General features: G+C 72.9%; 8 protein-coding genes. 3 read left to right on the forward strand and 5 right to left on the reverse strand.

Going from position 1 to position 21,001, the window contains the following annotated elements; genetic code table 11:
- Positions 1 to 6: 6 nt before the first annotated feature.
- Positions 7 to 1,575, reverse strand: coding sequence for an alpha/beta hydrolase (locus tag ACFU5G_RS05405; protein ID WP_377241551.1), 1,569 nt, complete (start codon positions 1,573 to 1,575; stop codon positions 7 to 9).
- 177 nt (positions 1,576 to 1,752) lie between these two features.
- On the opposite strand from ACFU5G_RS05405, the gene ACFU5G_RS05410 reads away from it, so the two are divergent.
- On the forward strand, positions 1,753 to 2,850 hold the full coding sequence (locus ACFU5G_RS05410; protein ID WP_377241553.1) for a winged helix DNA-binding domain-containing protein: 1,098 nt from the start codon (positions 1,753 to 1,755) through the stop codon (positions 2,848 to 2,850).
- A 4-nt stretch (positions 2,851 to 2,854) separates the two neighbouring features.
- Here ACFU5G_RS05410 and ACFU5G_RS05415 read toward each other — a convergent pair whose 3' ends face one another.
- Positions 2,855 to 3,667 (reverse strand): helix-turn-helix transcriptional regulator, encoded by an 813-nt coding sequence (locus ACFU5G_RS05415; protein ID WP_377241555.1) that lies wholly within the window; start codon positions 3,665 to 3,667, stop codon positions 2,855 to 2,857.
- Positions 3,668 to 3,754: 87 nt separating this feature from the next.
- On the opposite strand from ACFU5G_RS05415, the gene ACFU5G_RS05420 reads away from it, so the two are divergent.
- On the forward strand, positions 3,755 to 4,144 hold the full coding sequence (locus tag ACFU5G_RS05420) for a nuclear transport factor 2 family protein (RefSeq protein WP_377241557.1): 390 nt from the start codon (positions 3,755 to 3,757) through the stop codon (positions 4,142 to 4,144).
- A gap of 47 nt (positions 4,145 to 4,191) precedes the next feature.
- Positions 4,192 to 5,793, forward strand: coding sequence for an ATP-dependent DNA ligase (locus ACFU5G_RS05425; RefSeq protein ID WP_377241559.1), 1,602 nt, complete (start codon positions 4,192 to 4,194; stop codon positions 5,791 to 5,793).
- A gap of 59 nt (positions 5,794 to 5,852) precedes the next feature.
- Here ACFU5G_RS05425 and ACFU5G_RS05430 read toward each other — a convergent pair whose 3' ends face one another.
- From ACFU5G_RS05430 to ACFU5G_RS05440, 3 genes are all read right to left on the reverse strand, one after another.
- The gene (locus ACFU5G_RS05430) at positions 5,853 to 8,657 is read right to left on the reverse strand and encodes a BTAD domain-containing putative transcriptional regulator (RefSeq protein WP_377241561.1); all 2,805 of its coding nucleotides are present in this window, start codon (positions 8,655 to 8,657) and stop codon (positions 5,853 to 5,855) included.
- A 173-nt stretch (positions 8,658 to 8,830) separates the two neighbouring features.
- On the reverse strand, positions 8,831 to 14,545 hold the full coding sequence (locus tag ACFU5G_RS05435; RefSeq protein WP_377241563.1) for an RHS repeat-associated core domain-containing protein: 5,715 nt from the start codon (positions 14,543 to 14,545) through the stop codon (positions 8,831 to 8,833).
- The gene (locus ACFU5G_RS05440) at positions 14,545 to 20,805 is read right to left on the reverse strand and encodes a LamG-like jellyroll fold domain-containing protein (RefSeq protein WP_377241565.1); all 6,261 of its coding nucleotides are present in this window, start codon (positions 20,803 to 20,805) and stop codon (positions 14,545 to 14,547) included. The genes ACFU5G_RS05435 and ACFU5G_RS05440 overlap by 1 nt, the downstream gene beginning before the upstream one ends.
- Positions 20,806 to 21,001 lie beyond the last annotated feature (196 nt).

Consider the following 21,001-nt stretch of genomic DNA (forward strand, 5'->3'; position numbering starts at 1 on the left):
ACCTGCTCAGGCCCCCGGCGGACCGCAGGCCACGTCACGTTCCGGCAGGTCACCGGTCCGCAGGAACGCCGTCGCGAGGTCGTCGGCGCAGTCGTTGCCCAGCCGCAGGTAGGAGAGGTGCCCGCCCTGGTCGGCGGTCACCATTCGCGCCCGGTCGCCGAACGCCGCGCGCAGGTCCCGGGCGCCGGACAGCGGCGTGGCGGGGTCGCGGAGGTTCTGCAGGATCAGCACGTTGGCCGGCCCGTCGTCGGTGATCCGCACCCGCGGCTCGGCCGGCTCGGCCGGCCAGAAGGCGCAGGGGGTGATGTTCGCCGCGGCCGCCCCGAACATCGGGTGGTGGACCCGGTCGAGCGCGACGTTCACCTGGTAGCGCCACACCTGCTCCGGCCAGTCGGAGTCGTTGCAGATCACGTGGAGCTGGCTGGCGATGTAGTTGTCGGCCGGGATCTCGGCGTCCGCCGTCGGACCCGCGAGCGCCTCGGGCGCCGGGACGGGCTCGCCCCGGTCGAGCGCGCGCCAGGTCTCGGCGAGCCCCGGCAGGCCGGTGTCGTAGTAGAGGGCGGCGAACGTGGCGAACCGGAACGCCGCGCCGGTCCAGCCGCCGGGGCCGGGCTCACGGTCCAGGCGGGCGGCGAGCTCGAAGTACGTGGCCCGCACCTGGCGGGGCGTGTCGCCCAGGCCGTACTCGGGGTGGTCCGCGGCGAACCGCGCGAAGTCCGGGAACCGGTCCTCGACGCCCTCGCCGAACAGGCGGGTGAACGAGGAGTCCCAGCCGCCGGGCCCGGTGGCGCTGTCGAGCAGGAACCGGTCGCTCCGCTCCGGGTACATCGAGGTGTAGACCGCGCCCAGGTAGGTGCCGTAGGAGATGCCGAAGTAGGAAACCTTCTCCTCGCCCAGCGCCGCGCGGACCTGGTCCATGTCGCGGGCCGTGTTGGCGGTGGTGACGTGCGGCAGCAGCCACGCCGTCGACGACGCCCCGCACTTCTCCGCGACGTCGGCCACGCGCTCGGCCTCGGCGCGCACGTCGGCGGCGCCCCGCGCGTGCACGGGGATGTTGGTCGGGTGCTCCAGCGGACCGAGGTCGCAGGTCACCGGGGTGCTGTGACCGACGCCGCGCGGGTCCATGCCGATCACGTCGTACTGGTCCAGCAGGTCCTGCGGCAGCTTCAGCACGTCGCGCAGGCCGGCCGGGTAGGCCAGTCCCTCCCCGCCCGGGCCGCCGGTGTTGGTGAGCAGCACCCCGCGCCGCTCCTCCGGGTTCGTGCTCGCCAGGCGCGAGACGGCCACCTCGATGGTGCGCCCGTCCGGCTCGGCGTAGTCCAGCGGGACGTCGATGGTGCCGCACTCCAGCCCGGGTGCGGCCACCGCCTCGGGGCAGTCGCCCCAGGTGATCGCCGCGGCGGGGGCCGTGGCCGCCGCCTGGCCCGGGAAGGATGCCGGCGCGGACGACGCCGTCGACGGTGCCACGGCGGCCGCCAGGAAGGCCACGGCGATCGTCAGCACGGACACACGCATCACCCGGCCCGGTGGGGTCGGCTCCGGACGGTCAACGTCGCGCGCTGGTGTCGAGGTCATGCCTCGATCCCACCGGTCAGGGGCCGTGCGTGCCAGTGCAACCACGTCACCTCCGCCCCGTGACATCCGTCGGGCGCGGGCATGACACCGTGTCACTGGTGCGGGGCTCCGGACCGGCTGACCTGCCAGGACGGTGCGGGACCGGTGGGTGTCACAGGCTCGACGTAACCTTCCCGCATGCCCTCCGGACCGACCGACCTCTCCCCCGACGCCGCGCGCCGGCTGCGCCTGCGCACGCAGGGCCTGGTGCTGCCCGGCGGGCCGAGCACGGCGTCGCCGGCCGACGTCGTGCGCCGGATGGTCGCCCTGCAGGGGCAGGACCTGCCCGCCGTGCTGCGTGCCGTCGCGGTCCGGTCCCGGCCCGGGACCACGGTGGACGACGTCCGCGCCGCGTTCGACGACGGCACCCTGGTGCGCGGGTGGACGCAGCGCGGCACCCTCTTCGCGACCACGCCCGCCGACCTGGCCGCGCTCGTCTCGCTCACGGGCGAGCGCGTGACGCACCTGGGCCGGCGGGTCCGCGAGGTGGAAGGCCTGGACGACGCGATCGTGGACCGGGCGGAGGCCGTCACCCGGGCGGCCCTCGCGGCGTCGGACGGCGGGCTGACGCGCGCCGAGATGATCGACCGGTGGCAGCAGGCCGGCATACCCATCGAGGGGCAGCGCGGGTACCACCTGATCGTCACCCTGGCGCTGCGTGGGGTGCTGCACTGGGGGCCGTTCGCGGGCGCGCAGCAGCGCATGGTCGCGACGCCGGCCCCGGCGGGCGGCGTCCTGGCCGAGGAGCCCGCGGCGGCCCTCGCCCGCATCGCCCGGTCCTACTTCACGAGCCGCGGGCCGGCCACCGTCGACGACCTGGCCTGGTGGCTCGGCCTGCCCAAAACGCCCGTGCGCGCCGCCGTGACCGCGCTGCGCGCGGCGGAGCCGGACGCCCTGACCGACGTCATGGTCGACGGGCGGGCGATGCTCGTCGGGCGCGGGGTCAACCCGGACGGGCTCACGGAGCCCGGCGGCGTCGTGCTCGTGCCGGGGTTCGACGAGATGGTGCTGGGCTACCAGGACCGCGACCTGGTCGCGGACGCCGAGGCGATGCGCACCGTCGTCCCGTTCAGCAACGGCATCTTCCGGCCCGCCGTCCTGCTGGACGGACGGCTGGTCGGCACCTGGCGGCGCGCGCCCAAGGCGGCCGAGGAGCCGTACGAGCTGGTGCCGGGTGTCGCCGGGGCGACCCGCGCGGCCGTGGAGGCGGCCGTGGAGGCCTGGCCGCACGGTTGACGGGCTATGCCCGGCCGGGCCCGGTCGCTTCGGTGACGGTGCCCGTGAAGTAGGCGGCGGTCTCGTCGTCGGCCGGGTAGTACGACTCGATCGCCACCTCGTCGAGCGTGATGTCCATCGGGGTGCCGAACGTCGTGATCGTGGAGAAGAGCCGCAGCTCCCGACCGTCGAAGCGGATGATCATCGGGATCACCACGTCCGACTCGGCCTCGATCGACGTCTCGGGTCCGGGCGAGGGCGTGCCGGGCGCTCCGGGCGCCAGGAGCTCCTCGTAGAGGGCGGTCAGCCCGGCGTCGGGCACGGTGGCGAGCTGGCGTCGCACCCGGGAGCGGAACACGGAGCGCACGTCGGCCAGGTTCACGACCAGCGGGGCGAGCCCGCGCGGGTCCAGGCCCAGCCGCACGAGGTTGACCGGGGGCCGCAGCAGGTCGGGCGCGACGCCGGCGAAGAACCGGTCCACGGCCTGGTTGGTCATCAGGATGTTCCAGCGGCGGTCGAAGACCAGCGCCGGGTACGGCTCGTGCGCGCGCAGCACCCTGCCGACCGCGTCCCGCGCCGTGGCCAGGGCGTCGCCGCCGAGCGGGCGCTCCTCGTACCGCGGCGCGAACCCCGCGGCGAGCAGCAGCCGGTTGCGGTCGCGCAGCGGCACGTCGAGCTGCTCGGCGAGCCGGAGCACCATCTCGGCGCTCGGCCGGGACTTCCCGGTCTCCACGAGACTCACGTGCCGCGCCGAGACGTCGGCGGCGATCGCGAGGTCGAGCTGGCTCAGCCGGCGCCGCTGCCGCCACTGCCGCAGCAGCTCGCCCACAGTTCCCATGGCGTCGAGTGTCGTGCACCGTGCGGCGGAGCGCCATGAACTCCCAGTTCATCGACAGCGCGCGCCGCCCCGCCGAAGACTGCGGGCATGACAACGCAGAGCAGCACGACCGACAACACGAGCATCGTCGCCGCGGCCTTCGCGGCACTCACCGAGACGGGCGACGTCGACGCCGTCGCCCGGGTGCTGACCGAGGACTTCGTGCACCACCGGCCCGACTCGACGTCGTCGGACAGGGCAGAGTGGCTGGCCGCCGTCCGCAGGTCGCGGGAGCACATCGCGGACATGCAGGTCGAGATCCTGCACGTGCTGTCCGACGGCGACCACGTGATGCTGCACTCGCGGCGGCGGCTGCCCGCCGGGCCGGAGATCACGGTGGTCGACATCATGCGCTTCGAGCAGGGCCGCATCGCGGAGGCCTGGGAGCTCATCGAGCCGGCGAAGGAGGCCGAGGCGCACCTCACCTGGTGGGCCTGAGGCGCTCGTCGGGGACGCGGCCGGGCGGGCGCGGGTCAGGATGGAGCATGCTGCTCGCCGAGGTCGCCGCCACGTCCGACGCCGTCGCCGCCACGCGCTCGCGCCTGGCCAAGCGGGCGGCCATCGCCGATCTGCTGCGCCGGACGGCGGACGGCGGGGCCGCCGCCGACGTGGCCGACGACCTGGAGATCGTCGTCGCCTACCTCGCGGGCGCGCTGCGGCAGCGCCGCACCGGCCTGGGCTACGCCGCGCTGCGCGACCTGCCGCCGTCGGCGTCGGAAGCCACGCTCACGGTGCGCGACGTCGACGCGGCGTTCGCCGCGATGGCGGCGCTGGAGGGATCCGGCTCGGCCCAGGCCCGGTCGACGGCGGCCGGTGAGCTCTTCGGCGCCGCGACCGAGCGCGAGCAGGCGTTCCTGCGCGGGCTGGTCGCGGGCGAGCTACGGCAGGGCGCGCTCGACTCGGTGGTGGTCGACGCGATCGCGGAGGCCGCCGGCGTGCCCGCCGACGCCGTCCGCCGCGCCGTCATGCTGCGCGGCGCGACCGGACCGGTCGCGAGCGCCGCCCTGCTCGCGGAGGAGCCGCTCGCCGCCCTGGCGGGCTTCACGCTGGAGGTGGGGCGGCCGGTGCGGCCGATGCTCGCTCAGTCGGCGCCGGACATCGCGACGGCGTTCGAGAAGCTCGGGGGCGATGAGCCGACCGAGCTGTGCGTGGACGTGAAGCTGGACGGCATCCGCATCCAGGTGCACCGGCTCGGCAACGAGGTGCGCGTGGTCACGCGTTCGCTGGACGACATCACCGAGCGCGTGCCGGAGATCGTCGACGTGGTGCGTGCCCTGCCGTCCGACCGGCTCGTCCTGGACGGCGAGGCGCTCGGCGTCGGACCGGACGGCGTGCCGCGGCCGTTCCAGGAGACGGCCTCGCGGTCGGCGACGCGCGAGCAGGGGCGAGGGTCCGCGCGCGGCGCCGGCCGGGCGGCGTCGGCCGAGGAGGCGCTGGCGGACCAGTTCCAGCTCACGCCGTTCTTCTTCGACGTGCTGCACGCCGACGGCCGCGACCTGCTCGACGCCCCGCTCCGCGAGCGCCTGGCCGTGCTGGACGAGGTCGCGGCGCCGCACACGGTGCGGCGTCTGCTCACCTCCGACGCCGACGAGGCGGCGGAGTTCTTCGCGGGCGCGCTCCGCGAGGGCCAGGAGGGCGTGGTGATCAAGTCGCTGGACACCCCGTACGCGGCCGGACGCCGTGGCGCGGGCTGGGTCAAGGTGAAGCCCCGCAAGACGCTGGACCTCGTGGTGCTGGCGGTCGAGCGCGGCTCGGGCAGGCGCCAGGGCTGGCTGTCGAACATCCACCTGGGTGCCCGGAACCCGGAGGGCGGCTTCGTGATGCTGGGCAAGACGTTCAAGGGCATGACGGACGAGATGCTCCAGTGGCAGACCGAGCGCTTCCGGGAGCTGGAGGTCGAGGACAACGGCTGGGTCGTGACGGTGCGGCCCGAGCAGGTCGTGGAGATCGCGTTCGACGGCCTGCAGCGCTCGACCCGCTACCCGGGCGGGCTCGCGCTGCGGTTCGCCCGGGTGCTGCGCTACCGCGACGACAAGACGGCGGCGGAGGCGGACACGATCGACACGGTCCGGTCGCTGGCTGTCTGAGCGGGCCTACTTAGGTCTCGAAGCGCATCGCCTCCGACGACGTCAGCCCGCCGTGCGGCTCACAGGTCCGTCACGCCGTGGTCGCGGGCGAGCCGGTCCCGTTCCGCACCGGCCGCGATCGGAGCGGACCGATCGAGGATCTCCAGGGCGGTGCGCCAGGCGCGCCGAGCCGCATCCACGTCACGCACCTCGGCGTGCAGGTCGCCCATGGCGGCGTACTCGTCGGCGGCGCGGTTGGGGTAGCCGATGCGGTTCCTCGTCCGTGCCGCCCGCTGGTAGGCCCTGAGCGCTCGACGGGGCTCCTCCGCGCGCGCCCCGCAGTAGCCGAGGCTGTTCCAGGCGGCGGCCACCGCCCGCTGGTCGTCGATCTCCTCGGCCAGCCGGAGCGCTGCCTCGCACCAGCCCACTGCCTGCTCCAGGTCCCCGAGGTGCGCGAGGTCCCAGCCGATGGCGTTGCGGGCACGCGCCTCACCCCGGCGATCCCCCGAGGTCACGGCGTGTTCCAGCGCCTGGCGATCGTGGTCGAGCGCCTCGCCCCACATCCCCTGGGCCTCGGCGACGGCGCCCAGGCCCAGGTGTACGTCAGCCAGACCTGCGGTGTGGCCGAGCGCGCGGATCAGATCATCGGCACGCGCGAAGTGGTGGCGGGCCCGCACGTACTCGCCCCGACGCTGTGCCGCCTTGCCGAGATGGAACTCGGCCTGGGCCGCGACATCACGCTGTCCGGCCCGGACCGCCGACGTCAGGACGGCGCCCTGCGTGCGCAACACCTCTCCCCACTGGCCGTTCCACTCCTGCAGCTCGGTGGCCAGCACACCGAGGCGGACGCACTCGGCGTCGTACCGCAGGTCTGCCGCCCGCCGGACGACGGCGACGAGGTTCACGTGCTCCGCGGCGAACCACTGCCGAGCCTCGGGCCCGGAGCCGAGCGACGGCACGCTGACCCCCCGGACCGGACGCACGGGTGTTCCGACCAGGGCGGAGGGCTGCACGCCGAGCCGCTCCACCGCGATGCGTGCCGCGCGGGCGTAGTGGTCGAGGAGGCGGCTGAGCGCCTGCCGGTTGTCCAGACCCGCGTTCAGCTCCCCGGCGTAGGCGTGCAACAGGTCGTGCAGCACGATCCGGTCGCCGTCCAGAACCGACACGAGGTGCGCCGCCTCCAGCTCGGCCACCCGCCGGGTCACCTGCTCGACGGGCAGCCCGGCGAGGCTCGCGGCCGCCTCGATCGTCAGGCTCCTCGTCGGGTGCAGGCCCAGCAGTCGGAAGAGCCTGCCCGCCGGCGCGGACAGGGAGCTGTACGACCAGGAGTAGACGGTCCGCAGGCTGGCCGTGTCGTCGCCCACCGCGAAGTGGTCCAGCCTCCGCCGGCCGGACCCCAGCTCGGCAGCCACGGAACGTAGGTCGGCCTCGCGACGCCGCGTCGCCCGCGCGGCGACGAGCGTCAGCGCCAGCGGGAGCCGTCCGCAGTGGCCGGCGATCTGGTCCAGCGGCCCAGTCTCGTCGCCCGCACGCCTCGCACGGATCCGGCGAGCCAGGAGCTGCCGCGCGTCGGACGCCGTCAGGACGTCGACCTCCACGCTCGCTGCTGCCTCGTGCACGACGAGACCGTCGAGCCGATAGCGGCTCGTGACCACGACCGTCGACCCCGGAGCGTCCGGCAGCAGGGGACGCACCTGCTCGCTGCTCGCGGCGTCGTCCAGCACGACCAGCAACCGGCGTCCGTCGGCGAGCGCACGGAATCGAGCCCTTCGTTCCTCGGTGCTGTCCGGGGTCCGCGACGGCTGCTCCCCCAGCGACACCAGGAGGTGCTGCAACGCCTCCTCGGCCGGCATCGCGGCGCCGGGCCGGCTGCCTCGCAGGTCCAGCCAGATCTGCCCGTCCGCGAACCTGTCCCCCGCACGGCTCGCCCACTGCGCGGCGAGAGCGGTCTTCCCGACACCGGGCTGCCCCGAGATGACGGCGACCGCGGTCTCCGGTTCGTGGTCGCTCGTGCTCGTCGGTGCCAGCGCGTCGAGCCGTGCCAGCTCCGGGACCCGGCCCACGAAACCGGCCACGTACGGGACCTGACGAGGCACCACGGGTGCGGCCCGGGGCACGACGACGCCGAGGCTCAGCCCGCCGCTCATCAGCTCCTCACCGGCGAGGACTCCGGCATGCAGCTCCCGCAGCCGCGCGCCGGGCTCCACCCCCAGCTCGTCGGCGAGGTGGGTCCGCAGGCGGTCGAAGGCGCTCAATGCCTCCGGCCGCCGGCCGGACTCGCTCAGACCGCGGACGAGCTGGAACCACATGCCTTCCCGGAGGGGATGGCGCTCGCACAGGTCCTGGAGCGTCGCGATGTCCGCGGGGCGGCCGGCGGTGATCAGCAGGTCGTGCTGCCGCTCGATGGCGGTCAGGCGCAGTTCCGTCAGCCGCGAGCGCTCGGCGTCCAGGAGGTCGCTCGGCACGTCACACAGGGCCTCGCCCCGCCACTGGTCGAGGGCCCGGCCGAGCGCGGCGAGCTCGTCACCGCTTCCGTTCTGTCGGGCGGCCGCCGCCTGGTCCAGCCACCTCGCGAACCGGCCGACGTCGGTGCTCCCGGCAGGTACGTCGAGCAGGTAGCCGTCCGGGCGGGTCCGGACGACGTCGCCCTGCCGCCCGAGCGCGTTACGGAGCCGGTTGATCACCACGTGCGTCGACTTCCGGCTGTTCGACGGCGACGCCTCGCCCCAGAGCGCTCGCGCGATCTCGGCTCCCGGGACGACGGCGCCGCGTCGGAGCACGAGCAGGGCGAGGGCGGTGCGCGACTTGGGCGAGCCGATGGTGAGCCGGCCGTCGTCGGTGACGACGACCAGCTCACCCAGCACGCCGAGGTCCAACCGGACCACCCCCTCTGGCCTCCCGCCCAGGAGGCTCGGGGGCAGTATGCCCAGGTGACCGGCCGGACCTCACGGTCATTCGCGCAGGCCCGAACCTTCACCCGGACTGGATCACTTTCCCAGTCCCGGCTTCTTGCGTTCCGGGCTTACGAGCGCAACCACGCCAGGACCGACTGCGGTCGTCAGTAAGCGTCTTGGTAGTCGATGGTTCTTCCAACTGGAATACGGACCTCGTACGTCCTGTTTCTGGTCTCAACAATTTCGTTGTTTATGACCGCGTACTCGGTATCGCGCCATCTCTCGACACGATACTCGACACCCAGAACCACCTTGCCCTTACTGCCTGCACGTACTTCCACTGGCTTGCCGGGCCCCCAGTCCTTTGTCCACGACTCCACCTTACGAACCGTTGATGAGTATCCGGCTTTAAAACCGAAGTTGAGGCCCCCCCAGTCCACACCCGCCGAACCTTCGCCGCTGACCGAAACCTCTGTCTCGCGAGAGCCTGCCTCACCGACGCCATATGCGCACCCTGGGTTGTTCGTCATACCAGCGGACGGACCAGAGCATTCGAGAAAGTCCACTTCCTCATGGTCACTACTGACGTCCAAAAGCTCTGATCGCTGATATACATCGAACTTTTCGTTCGTTGCCAAGTCCCAGATAATCTCCCCACCCGGGTGCTTCCGCGTCGCAGAGGAAAGCGGTCGCTTCTTCTCAAAGCCCGGGCCGCCGCGAGGCGCCTTCCACTTCGGCTTGAACGCCGCGTTGACCGTCTTCACGAGATTCTGCATCGTCTTGAACAGCCACCCGAGGAACATCCCGTCCGGGTCCGACGCAGACGTCGGGTTGTTGTTCGAGTAGGCGTACCCGTTCATCTGCTGGGTGTCCTTGTTGTCGATCAACGGATCCACCGAGATGAACCGCCCCAGCCCCGCGTCGTACTCCCGGGCCCCGAGGTGGACCAGCCCGACGGACGCGTCGACCACACCGCCCACGAACCCCTTCTCGCTCGGCCACTCGTCCGGCTGCTCCCCGCGCGGCAGCCCGAAGGGGTCCATGCGGCGCACCGACGTCTGCATGTTCACCGAGCCGATCGCCACCTGCGCCGTCCCGTGATGGTCGCTCGCGGTCCAGGTCAGCGCGCCGGAGCTGCGCACCGCGACCGGCTGGCCGGCGTGCGAGTAGTAGCGCGTCGCCGTGAGCTCCCCGGTCGCCTTGTCCGCCCGCAGCTCCTGGCCCGGCAGGTACAGCGTGGAGGCGTCGGACTCGTGCCGGATCAGCCGGTCGCCGTCGGCCCCGTAGACGAACGAGGTGACCTCCCCGCCCTCGGTTACGGATGCGACCTTGCCGAACTGGTCCCACTCGAGCTGCTGGTCACCGCGCTGGACCGTGTTGCCGGCGTCGTCGTAGGCGTACTCGTCGAGCGCGACCTGCGTCCCGTCGGCCGACACGGTCTCGGCCGACTCCACCACGTTGGCCTGGGCTGCCCCGGCCTCCGGGTACTCGTACCGCTCCGTGGTGTCGCCCTTCACGGCGTGGTCCACCTTGGTGAGCCGGTTGCCGGACCTGTCGTACGTGAACGACTGCCAGTACGACGCCGGACCCGAGAGCTCGTCCACGCCGCGCTCGTCGTCGCACGAACCGCCCGGCGTCCACGCCTCCGTGAGCCGCCGCAGATGGTCGTACTCGAAGCACTGCCGGTCGGCCTGCTGCTCACCCGGGGTGTCGGTGATGGACAGGATGTTGCCCGCGTCGTCGTAGTCGTAGGCCAGGTCCGCCTGCTCGGGGCGCGACACCTCCGCGTCGACCACGGTGCGCTCCACACGGCGCGTGTAGTCCTCGTAGTAGGTGGTGACCCAGGCCCGGCGCGCGGTCTCGTCGCGCTCGGTGGCGCAGTCGTTCTGCTGGTCGTACAGGTCGGGCACACCGCCGAGCTGGACGCGCTGCATCTCGCCCAGGCGCGTGTACGTGGAGCAGGACGCGTAGTACGTCGTCCCGCCGGAGCCGGCGGGACCGCCGTACGTCATGGCGGGGCGCCCGGCGTCGTCGTAGGTGTGGAAGATCTCCTCCTGCCGCAGTTCACCGATGGTCGGCAGCAGCTCGGTCCTCAGGCTGCCGTCGGGGTTGTACGTGTACTCGGTGGCGTACGTCCGCGGACCGCCGGCGCCGTTGCCGAGGAGGCCCTCGGACTGCGGGATCGTCAGCAGGGTCTGCTTGGTCCGGTACGTCGCGGTGTAGGAGCTGACCTTCGAGGTGATCGTGTCGCCGTCGGCGTCGATCCGGAGCGCCGACGTCGGCCTGCCCTTGGCCACCGTCGCCGTCCCGTCGGGCCGCACCAAACGGCTGGCGTCGTAGGTCCACCTCGCCAGCTCGGCGTCGGAGTCGCTGCCGTCGCGGACGTGCGTCTTGCGGCCCAGCGCGTCGTACTCGTAGTCGAGCACCTGGCCCCGGGAGTCGGTGGTCCGCACGAGCTGACCGGCCGCGTCGAACTCCGACTCGGTCACGCCCGCGGACGGGTCGTCGCTGCGGACCTTCTGCCCGCTCAGGTCGTACGCGTACTCCCACTCGCTCCCGGCGGGGTCGGTGACCGTCTCCAGCTTGCCGGCCGGGGTGTACTCGTACCGGGTCACGTCGGCGTCGCCGGTGGGCGTCCCGCCCTCGAACTGGTGCAGCTCGGTGACCCGGCCACGCGCGTCCGTCACGGTCATGGTGGGCGTCCCGCCCTCGGGCGGCGTGACGTACGTCCGGTCGCCGCCGTACCGGGTCAGGGTCTCCCACGCGGTCTCGGTGTTGGCCTGGAACTCGGCCTGGACGGGCCGGCTCGCCGCGTCGTACTTCGTGACGTCCTGCCCCAGCGCCTCCGAGTCCGCGGCCCGCCACAGGCGTGAGTCGACCGGCGCGTCGTTGAAGAACGGGTTGGTCACGATGTACTGACGGCCCTGGGTGTCGTACCTGTGGTCGGTCAGCAGGCGGCCGCCGCCCGCCGCCGCGGCCTGCTCCTGCCGCACCCGGTAGCTGCCGTCGTAGATGGTGCGCGCCTCGATGTACTGCGGCCGCGCGTCGTTCGAGTTGGGGCCGAGCTGGCGTGCGGTCACCACGTTCGGGGCGTCGCGGCTGATCGCGTAGCCGAAGGTGGCCGACGGCGTGTCCGGGTACCGGGTCCGGGGGCGGTCCGTGCCCCACACCTTGACCAGGCGCCCCAGCGGGTCGTAGGCGTTCTCGGTCACCAGGCCGTTCGGGTCGGTCACCTTGACCGCCTGCCCGTCGCTGACCTCCAGGTCGGTCCTCGTGACGTGCTGCGCCGGGTTGGTCACCACGGTCGCCGTGGTCGGCCCACCGGTCGCGGGCGTGTAGACGGTGCTGGTCGCCCGGTCCAGGGCGTCCGCCGTCCGGGTCACGCGCCCGTGGACGTCGTACTGGGCCGTCGACTGGGCCTCGTAGACCGGGTCGGCGCCCTGGTAGCGCACCGCCTTCTCGACCAGGGTCACGTTCCCCCTCGTCGGCGCCGCGCCCACGCCCTGCCCGTCGTACCGGGTCCGCAGGTCCGAGACGGCGTGCCCGGGGTACGACGGCGTCGTGCCGCACGCCACCGCGACCGTCCGGACCCGCACGGCGAACGACAGGAGCCAGGCGCTCGTGTCGGCCGCGTAGTCCGTGGTGGTGCACAGGTCGTCGCTCGTCGTCGACACGTCTCCCCGGTCGTCGAGCGTCTCCGGCTGCCCGTGCTCGTCGTAGGTCGTGGCCCTGCGGGTCTCTACCTCGTCGCCGGAGTCCGTCGGCGTGAACGTGCGCTCCGTGCCCGTGCCGACGAAGTAGGCCTTCAGGTCGCCGCGCGCGGCGGTGGGCCCGCGCCAGACCGGGTCCGTGAGGGACTTGGTGACGACCGGCGAGTCGTCGCGGATGCCGTTGCGGGTCACCGACTCGCGCTCGAACCCCTGCAGCCAGTCGTGGTCCGTGTGGGGGTCGCCCTCGGAGTCGTCGAGCACCACCGAGCGCCGGCCGCCGTCCGGGTTCAGCCGGTCCTGGTCCATGCCGCGGTAGTAGTGCGTGTCGGTGCGGGTCTGCGGGCCCGCCTCGTCCTCCGGGTCACCCTTGATCGTGGTGACGTGGGAGAAGCCGCGGAACTCGTTCCAGTTCTTCTGCTCCGGCGCGGTGAGCTCGCTGGTGTCGTAGTGCCACGCGGCGCCGTCGTACCGGTACTGGACCTGCTGCTCGATGCTGGAGCTGATCAGGTCGCCGATCACCAGGCCGGAGACCACGTACTTGTTGAACCAGGCGGTCTGCTCCTCGTGCGTCTCGTCGGCCCAGGTCGCCGGGTAGCACCGGCGGTCGTTGGTGTGCGGGGTGGGCAGGCGGCCGGCGCCGTCCAGGCAGTTCGCGGGGGCGTAGCTGACGCTGATCACGCCCCCGGCCTCGGAGACGACGCTCGTGATCCGGTACCGGTTGATCGGCGTCTGGTTGTCGGTCACCACGCGGTTGGCCATCTGCGCGCCCTCGAACGTGACCTTGGGCAGCGCGGCTCCGGTGCCACCGCCGATCAGGCCCCGGTGCTCGATGGAGCGGAGCCAGAGGGCCGCCCCCGCGCTCCCGTCGCCGGGGCTCGGGTACGACTGCTGCAGCGTCCACCGGTCGACCGGCGTCAGCTCGCCGCCCTTGCGGACCTGGGTGGTCACCGTGTCCAGGCGCTGCCCGGTCCAGAACGTGGGCGACCAGTTCTCCGCACAGGTCGCGCCCTCGCACAGCCGGTCCAGGGGTGTGTCAGGCCAGTTCTGGTGCTGGCTGGTGCGACAGTCCTCCCCGGGGATGCACCGGTCGGCCGTATCGAACTCGACAGTCGCGGCCGGGGTGGACGCCGCCGTGGAGTGCAGGCCGTACTGGATCTGCTCCAGCCAGCCGCCACGGTCGTAGGTGATCGCCTTGTCGGCGTCGTTGAAGTCGCCGTACCTGTTGGTCTCCTTGGCGTAGTCGTAGAGCATCGTGTTCCCGTTGCGGTCCACGACCTTGTCCAGGTTCCACCGCCACGCCTGGTCGCAGTGCGACCGCTCGAACGACGCCTCGTCGAAGCACGGCTCTCCGCTGTCGTCGCCGTACACCCGGACCTTCCACACCGAGCTCGACGCCGGCCGCGACCCGAAGAAGTACTGGGTGCCGTCGGTCGTGGTGATCTTCCACCCCTCGCCGTCCTGCTGGCCGCCGTCCGGCGAGCCGACCTGCTGCACCCTGGTGTAGTCGTCGTTCTTCAGCCGCCAGGTGTCGCCGCCGGCCCGGATCATCAGCCCACCTCCGCCGTCGAACACGGACGTGGCGTTGTCGCTCCGCCAGCAGAGGTCGCCGACGTCGTCGAAGTCGGTCCCGGGCTTGCGGCTGCCTTCCTTGTCCTCCATGCACCCGCCGTACGTGCGCTCGACGAAGCTCTCCCCCAGGCCCCAGCCGTCCCCCACCCAGGAGGGCTGGTTGTTCGTCGCGCTCGTGCGGCCGTCCACGGTCGACGACGCGTAGCCCAGCGCCAGGTTCGGGCTGAGGCCGCCGGGGACCGGCGGCACGCGCAGCGGGTACGACCAGGTGAAGTCGCCCGTCTGCTCGGACACGTCCCACGTGGCCGACGGCGACAGGGGGGTCGCCGTCGGCCGGCCGCCCCCGTCGGACACCTCGCTGCCCGGGTCCTGCGGGCCGCTGAGCGCGTCGTTCGTCGAGTCGTCGGTCGCCGGGGCGTCCATGGCGCCGTCCGGCACGACGGGCACCGAGGCCATGTCGCCGACGGCACCCGGCGTGTCCGCGAACGCCTCCTGCGGCACCTGCGCCACCACCAGCAGGGTGGCGACCAGCGCGGTCGCCGGGGCGGTCGCCGTCCAGCGGCGGAGGGTCCGCCGGTCAGGGCTCGTTCGCCAGCTCATCAGTCGTCTCCCTCGGTCCGTGCCGCAGGCCCGGTCTGCGCCGCGAGATCTGCGATCTCCCGCGCCGACAGGACGCCCATCCAGGTGTCGATCTGGTCGATGTCTCCGGTGAAGTACTCCGCGTTCGCCGCGCGGACCTGCCCGCGGCCGATCGCCAGGCGGCGTTGCGCCGCGGACAGGGTCACGCCGTCCTGCACGCCCACGAGCGCGCCGTCCAGGTAGAGCCGGAGCTGCCTGGCCGGGTGGTCGTAGACGCCCACCAGGTGCGCCCACTTGCCGATCGCCGCCGGCGGCCCCGAGTAGGCCCGGGCGAACGTGGCGTCGTCGGCGTCCGTGGTCCAGCCGCCGAACGACCAGCGCCCGATGTCGCCGTCGTACTGCAACGAGAAGTCGCTCATCCGGGTCCCGTCCTGCGACACCACCGTCTGGGTGCCCGCTCCGTCGGTCACCCGCACCCGCGCGGCCACCGTGACGCTGCCGAAGGTCGGGGCGCCGGAGTACGTGGTCTGCGCGAAGCCGGGGGTGGCGGCGGCCAGCGACAGCGCGCGGCCGAACCTGCCGTCGACGAACCCGACCGTGCCACCGGACGTGGTCGGGTTGGTGCGCCACGAGCTGTCGGCGACCGTGTCGGCGTCGAACGTCCACCTCCCGTACGACGGGTCCCAGACGTCGTTGTAGACGGCGGCCACCTGGCCGTCGGACAGGCCGCTGCCGAACACGCGCACGTCGTCGATGTGCCCGTTGAACGGCAGGCCGAGGTCGTGGTGCGCACCGATCCGCAGGACGTCGGCCGCCGCCACGGCCGGGACGCCGGACACGAGCTCGGACATGCGTCCGTTCACGTAGAGCCGCATCTGGTCGAGGTTCGGCACGTACGCGAGCGCGAGGTGCGACCAGTGGCCGACCCGCACGTTCTCGTCGGAGTAGACGCCCTTGGTGACCGTCTGGCCGTCCGCGTCCGTCCACGCGGCGACGCCGCCCCACCGGTTGCCCGTCCTCGTGATCACGAAGCTGGACCCGCTCTCGACGACGACCTCCCAGCCGGTGCTGTCTGCGGGCGATCGTGGGTAGACCCAGGCGGACAGCGTGAACCCTCCGCCGGTGTCGACGGCCGGCCCCTCCGTGACCGCGTAGCTGTCCACGCCGTCGAAGGTCCGCGACTTGCCCTGCCGCCCGCCGATCACGTCGGCCGCGACCGCGTTGTGCATGGTCGCGTCCAGTCGCCCGACGCTGTCGACCGCCACGGCCGTGCCGTCCGTCTCGTCGAGCTTCCACTGGTGGGTGGGCGCGGGCGGCTCCGGGGGAACCGGGTCCAGGAGCCCGCCCGAGGCGTAGAACTGGTACAGCTCCTTGACGCGTCCGTCGTTGAAGGCCCCTGCGTAGGCCCGCACGTCGTCAACCACCCCCGGGAAGTACTCGGCCGGGTTGCCCGAGTCGTCGCGGCCACGGCCGATCTGGAGATCACCGGGAGTCTGCCAGGCCTCGACCCCGTATCCCCCGCTGGTGCGCATCGCGTCGACGAAGAGCCAGATCTGCCCCGTCGGGGCATGGAAGATGCCCGTGAGGTGCACCGGGCGGTCGAAGTCGCACGGCGCCTCGGGAGTCCCCGGCTCGCACGAGAACACCTTGACCGTCGCGGCCTTCGTCCGGTTCTGGTTGGACATCTCGAAGACCCAGTCGCCGTTCTCGTTCACAGCGTCCACGCCGCCCTGGTAGCCCAGCCGCATCCGGCTGTCGCTGCCCGCCACGCCGTCCAGGCTCAGCGCCGTGTGGATGCACTCGCCCGGCCCGGCCGGCTCCTCCCCTTCCTTCCAGCTGCAGTCCGCGGAACGGTCGATCTGGACGACGGCGGAGACCGTGAACGACCCGTCCGTCCGCAGGTCGAGGTCCTTGGCCGTCAGGTGGTCGTCGACGCCGTCCAGCTCGACCGCGTTGCCGAGCACGCCGTCCGTCCAGCCGACCTGCGCCGCGGCGGGCGCCACCGCCGTGGACCCGCCGACGGCGTCGGCCGCGGTGTCGCCCTGGCCCTCGTCCATGCGCCAGCTGTGCCGCAGGGTCAGGTCCCGCCCGGCCAGGTCGCGCACCTCGTCGGGGAACAGCGCCCTGCTGTACGCGGTGACGTCGTCGATCGCGCCGAGCACCCGGTTCTGCCGGTTGCCGGAGCCGAGCGCCGCACCGATCTGGAGCCCGCCCGCCGGGTGGTCCCACGCGACCGGGGCCGCGGCGGTACCGGCCACCTCCCCGTTGACGTACAGGGTGATGGTCTTAGCCGTCGCGTCGTACACACCGGCCAGGTGCGTCCACACCTCGGCCTGCGCGACCGGTCCCTGCGCCACGTAGGCCGTGCCGGCGCCGTCGACCGAGGACTTCTGGAACCCCCACCGCCCGTTCGACAGCTTGACGAGCTGGAACGCGCTCGTGCTCTGCCCGTCCTGGGACACGATCGCCGAGGTGCCGTTCAGGTCGTCGATCCACGCCCACGCCGTGACCGCGAAGCTCTTGGTGGTGTCCACGGCATGCGGTGCCGAGACCCAGTCGTTGCCGTTCCCGGTCAGGGCCCGGTCGAGGTTGTTCTCGTCCGAGGGCATGTCGCTCTGCCCGGGATCCCACTTGCAGGCGGTCTCCGACGTCGTGCCGTCGCAGTGCACCGTGCCGTCCAGCGCGGCGCCGGTCGCGCTGGTCGCGTCCCCGTCGAGGGCCCAGCGGCCCACGGCGACGTCGTCGCGCGTCACGATGGCCTGGACCTCGTCGGCGCCGAGGGCCCTGGTGAACGCCCGGACCTCGTCGACGGCCCCGCCCCACCGGGCCGAGGGCGTACCGTCCAGGCCCCGGCCGATCACGAACGGGCCGCTCGCCGCGAACTGGGTGCCCGCGCGCTCGACCGGGTCGCCCGGGTTGCCGTTCAGGTACAGCCTGATGGCGCCGTTCGCCCCGTCGTGGACGGCGAACAGGTGGGTCCACGTGGTCGGGTCGGCCGCGGCCACGCGGGTCACGGCGTCGGGCGCGGCGCCCTGCGCGTCCTGCCCGTACGTGGCGAACTCCCACTGCCCCGCCGTCGCACCGGTCCGTACGTAGGAGACGGTGAACCCGCTGCGCTCGGTGCCGTCCTGCGACAGAGCGACCACCCGGTCGCCGACCGCCAGGCCGTCCGCCACCGCCGGGTCGAGCCGGACGTGGCCGCCCACCGAGTAGCTGCGGTTCGTCGTCACGATTGGACCGTCCGACGAGACCACCTCGCCGTCGGCGCCGCCCACGTGCACCGCCCGGCCGACGGCGCCCTCGGCGACGCTCGGGTCCTCGGAGCCGTCGGCGTCGCAGTCGCCGCAGAGGTAGGCGTCGGGATGGAGCACGCCCGCCTGGCCGCCGGGGACGCTGTTCAGCGTGGTGCTGCTGCCGGGCTTGTCCTCGAACTTCCACTGGGCCACCTGCACGTTCGAGCCCGCCACCGCCGCCTGGACCTCGGCGGCCGTCAGCGTCCGCTCGTAGAGCCTGACCTCGTCCACCAGGCCGTCCCAGTGATCGCGCGCCGCATCGCCGCCCCACATCGTCCGGCCGACCTGGACGTCACCGTTCGCGTCCCAGTCCGGGCAGGCCGCGCCGCGCGTCACCTCACCGGCCTTCTCGCCGTCGACGTAGAGCGTGAGCTTGCGCGTCCGCGCGTCGTAGGTGCCGGCGAGGTGGGTCAGCACGCCGGTCTCCGACGGTTCGGCCGAGGAGGCGATGGACGTGCCCTTGTACTCGACGTCGGAGCAGGCCATGCCGAAGGCCCAGCGGCCGCCGTCGTCCTCGCCGTCGCCGTCCTCGTCCGGTCGTTGCCAGAGCACGAACCCGGAGTACCTGGTGCCGTCCTGGCTCACCGCGGCCCTGGCCCCGCTCGCGTCGTCGAGCCGGACCCAGGCGGACACCGAGAAGCTCGCGTCGGTGCGGACGGCGTTCGGCGCGCTGGCGTGCCCCGACTCCCCGTCGAGCAGCAGGCCCCGGTTGATCGCGCCGTCGACGTAGGACGCGCCGTCGGCCGGCTCCATGTCGCGGTCGCCGAGGTAGGCGCGGTCCTTGCCCGTGCCGTCCAGCGACCAGTCCGCGTAGGCGCCGTTGCCCGGACGCACGCGCAGGTGCTGGGTCACCACGGGGCTCTTGTTGCCCGCGCGGTCCACGGCCTGCACGAAGAAGGACCGCGGGCCGTCGCCCGGCGGCGCCGTCCAGAGGGTGGCGTTCCCGCCGAGCGCGTCGGCGTCGGTCTTGTTCGCCGGCGGGCTGGACCACCCCCAGAGGTAGTGGTCCACGTCGTCGTCGCCCGTGGCGTCGGTGCAGCGCCCGGCCTGCACGAGCGCGTTCGTGCACGTCCTCAGGTCGAAGCGGCCCTCGACGCCCGCTCCGCCGTGCCACCGGTTCTCGTCGGTGTACAGATAGCCGTCGACGACCGGCGCGGGCGGCGCCTTGCGGTCGACGACGAACCTGGGGCCGGTCGCGACGGGCCCGTCGTTGTTCCAGTCGCGTGCGTTCACCTGCCACGTCACGGTGTTGACGGCGTTCTCCGCGGTCGTGACGGGGCGGGAGTGCACCGTGCCCGACGCGGAGGCGCTGGGGCTGACGTAGCTCGTGGTCTGCCCGTTGCTCGTGTACCGCCACACGCCCCGGAGCGCGTCCCGGTCCTGGTCGGTCAGCGTCGCCTTGATGCTCACGCTGGAGTCACTGATGTAGGGCACCCCCGCGCACCACTTGCAGGGTGTCCGCAGCGGCGGGTCCGTCACCAGCCCGGACGGCGCGTCCGGCACGGTGTTGTACGTCGTGACGAGCTTGGCGTTGTTGTTGTACTTGCGCCACCACGGCGAGTTCTCGACGTCGGCGTCGTCCGCGGGCGCCACCAGGAACGACGTGTGCCCGCCGCGGTTGACCCGCGAGGTGACGTCCGCCGCGGCCGTCTTGGCCCCGCCGCACCCCCAGCTCGCGTTGACCTTGGGCACCAGCATGTTCACGTACGTGGACTCGTACCCCGGCTTGGTGTTCCAGGTGGTGCCCGACCCGGGGTGGGCGGTCGCCTTGTGCACGTGGTGGTACCGGGCGGTCGCGTTGCAGTCCGGGCTGTGCTCCACGACGGCGTTCAGGTCCGCGTTGACCACGACCTTGCCGGCCAGGAAGCTCGTGTCGAACCGCCAGTAGGTCCAGGCGACGCCGATGTTCCGCAGGCCGCACGCACCCCAGCCCGACCAGCACCGGCCCACCTGCGCCAGCGGCGGCTCCCCGCTCGTGTTCCAGCCGTTGAAGGTCGGCAGGCCCGAGAGCACCGTCGCCCAGCCGTACTTGTCCGCCGTGTGGTCCTTCAGGATGGTGATCGGGAACTCGGTCCCGCCGTCGACGGCCTCGTCAGCGAGCGCCAGGCGCACCGAGCCCGGCTCGGTGCCGGGGTCCAGCGCGACGGCCCGTCCGTCGGCGTCGAACGCCGACGGCGGTGGGGCCGAGATCGACCCGTCCCCCTCGGCCGCCTCGACCTGGAGCCCGCCGGCGCGCTCGCGGACGGCGTCGTCGCCCCCGGAGACGCCGAGCGTGAACGGCTTGGCGGCGAGTCGTTCGGCCGCCTCACGGTCGTGCACCACGAGCCGGGTCGAGAAGCCGTACGAGTAGGCGACGACCTGCAGGTCCACCCCGGGCCGGACGTCCTCGTACGTGGCCGTGCCGCCCTTGGTCGAGGGGGTGGGGAGGTCCTCCGCCGGCTCCAGGGCCAGTGTCGCCCCGCCCTCCTCCATCCGGGCGAGGTCGGCGCCGGGTCCGCCCGGTGAGAACGCTAGGTCGACCGCTGTCGCACCCGGGCGGAGCAGACCGTCCGCACCGGTGCCGAGCTCCGTGTCGATCTTCCGCCACTTCCCGTCCTCGCCCTTGGCCCGGACCGGGGCGGAGCTGAACTCGGCGACCATCCTGCCGTCGGGCTTCGCGTACACCGTCTGCGTCTCGGTCCGCAGCTCCGGCGCCTCGACCCGGCGTCCGGTGGCCTGTGCCTCGGCCACCGCGCGCTCCTCGGCGCGCTGCTCGCGGGTCACCGGCGTCAGCAGGTCGGGCGCGGAGGGCTCCGTGGCGGCTTGCGCGGGAGGACGGGACGCGGGCTGCTCCGCGCGTGCGGGAGCCGGGAGCGTTCCGACGCCGAGGGGCACCGCGACGGCCAGCGCGGCCAGCGCTGCGAGTGCGCGGTGTGCCGCGGGACCTGGTTCCGGCCTTCGCCGGGAAGCGGCCTTGGCGCGGTCCCCGGAGCCCGTACGTGCACGCATCCTTCATCCCATCGTCGTCGTCCGGCGCCGCGTTCCAGCAGCGCACAGGGGTGAGCATCGACCGGCCGGGTAACAGATCGCTCTCACTTCGCCGACGACCGAATCACCCGCGCGCAGCGGGTCCGGGGCGTGGCCACGGGCCGTACGGTGTGCGCGGCTCGCCGGCTGTCGACGGCGCCGCGGAGCCGTGATCCGT

It is taken from the genome of Promicromonospora sp. NPDC057488, assembly GCF_042802395.1.
Taxonomy (GTDB): domain Bacteria; phylum Actinomycetota; class Actinomycetes; order Actinomycetales; family Cellulomonadaceae; genus Promicromonospora.

What these genes read in the sequence shown, in the direction of transcription:
- ACFU5G_RS05415 (WP_377241555.1), bottom strand. Translation starts at nt 3,667, where the DNA reads ATGGGAACTGTGGGCGAGCTGCTGCGGCAGTGGCGGCAGCGGCGCCGG.
- ACFU5G_RS05420 (WP_377241557.1), top strand. Translation starts at nt 3,755, where the DNA reads ATGACAACGCAGAGCAGCACGACCGACAACACGAGCATCGTCGCCGCG.
- ACFU5G_RS05405 (WP_377241551.1), bottom strand. Translation starts at nt 1,575, where the DNA reads ATGACCTCGACACCAGCGCGCGACGTTGACCGTCCGGAGCCGACCCCA.
- ACFU5G_RS05440 (WP_377241565.1), bottom strand. Translation starts at nt 20,805, where the DNA reads ATGCGTGCACGTACGGGCTCCGGGGACCGCGCCAAGGCCGCTTCCCGG.
- ACFU5G_RS05425 (WP_377241559.1), top strand. Translation starts at nt 4,192, where the DNA reads ATGCTGCTCGCCGAGGTCGCCGCCACGTCCGACGCCGTCGCCGCCACG.
- ACFU5G_RS05410 (WP_377241553.1), top strand. Translation starts at nt 1,753, where the DNA reads ATGCCCTCCGGACCGACCGACCTCTCCCCCGACGCCGCGCGCCGGCTG.
- ACFU5G_RS05435 (WP_377241563.1), bottom strand. Translation starts at nt 14,545, where the DNA reads ATGAGCTGGCGAACGAGCCCTGACCGGCGGACCCTCCGCCGCTGGACG.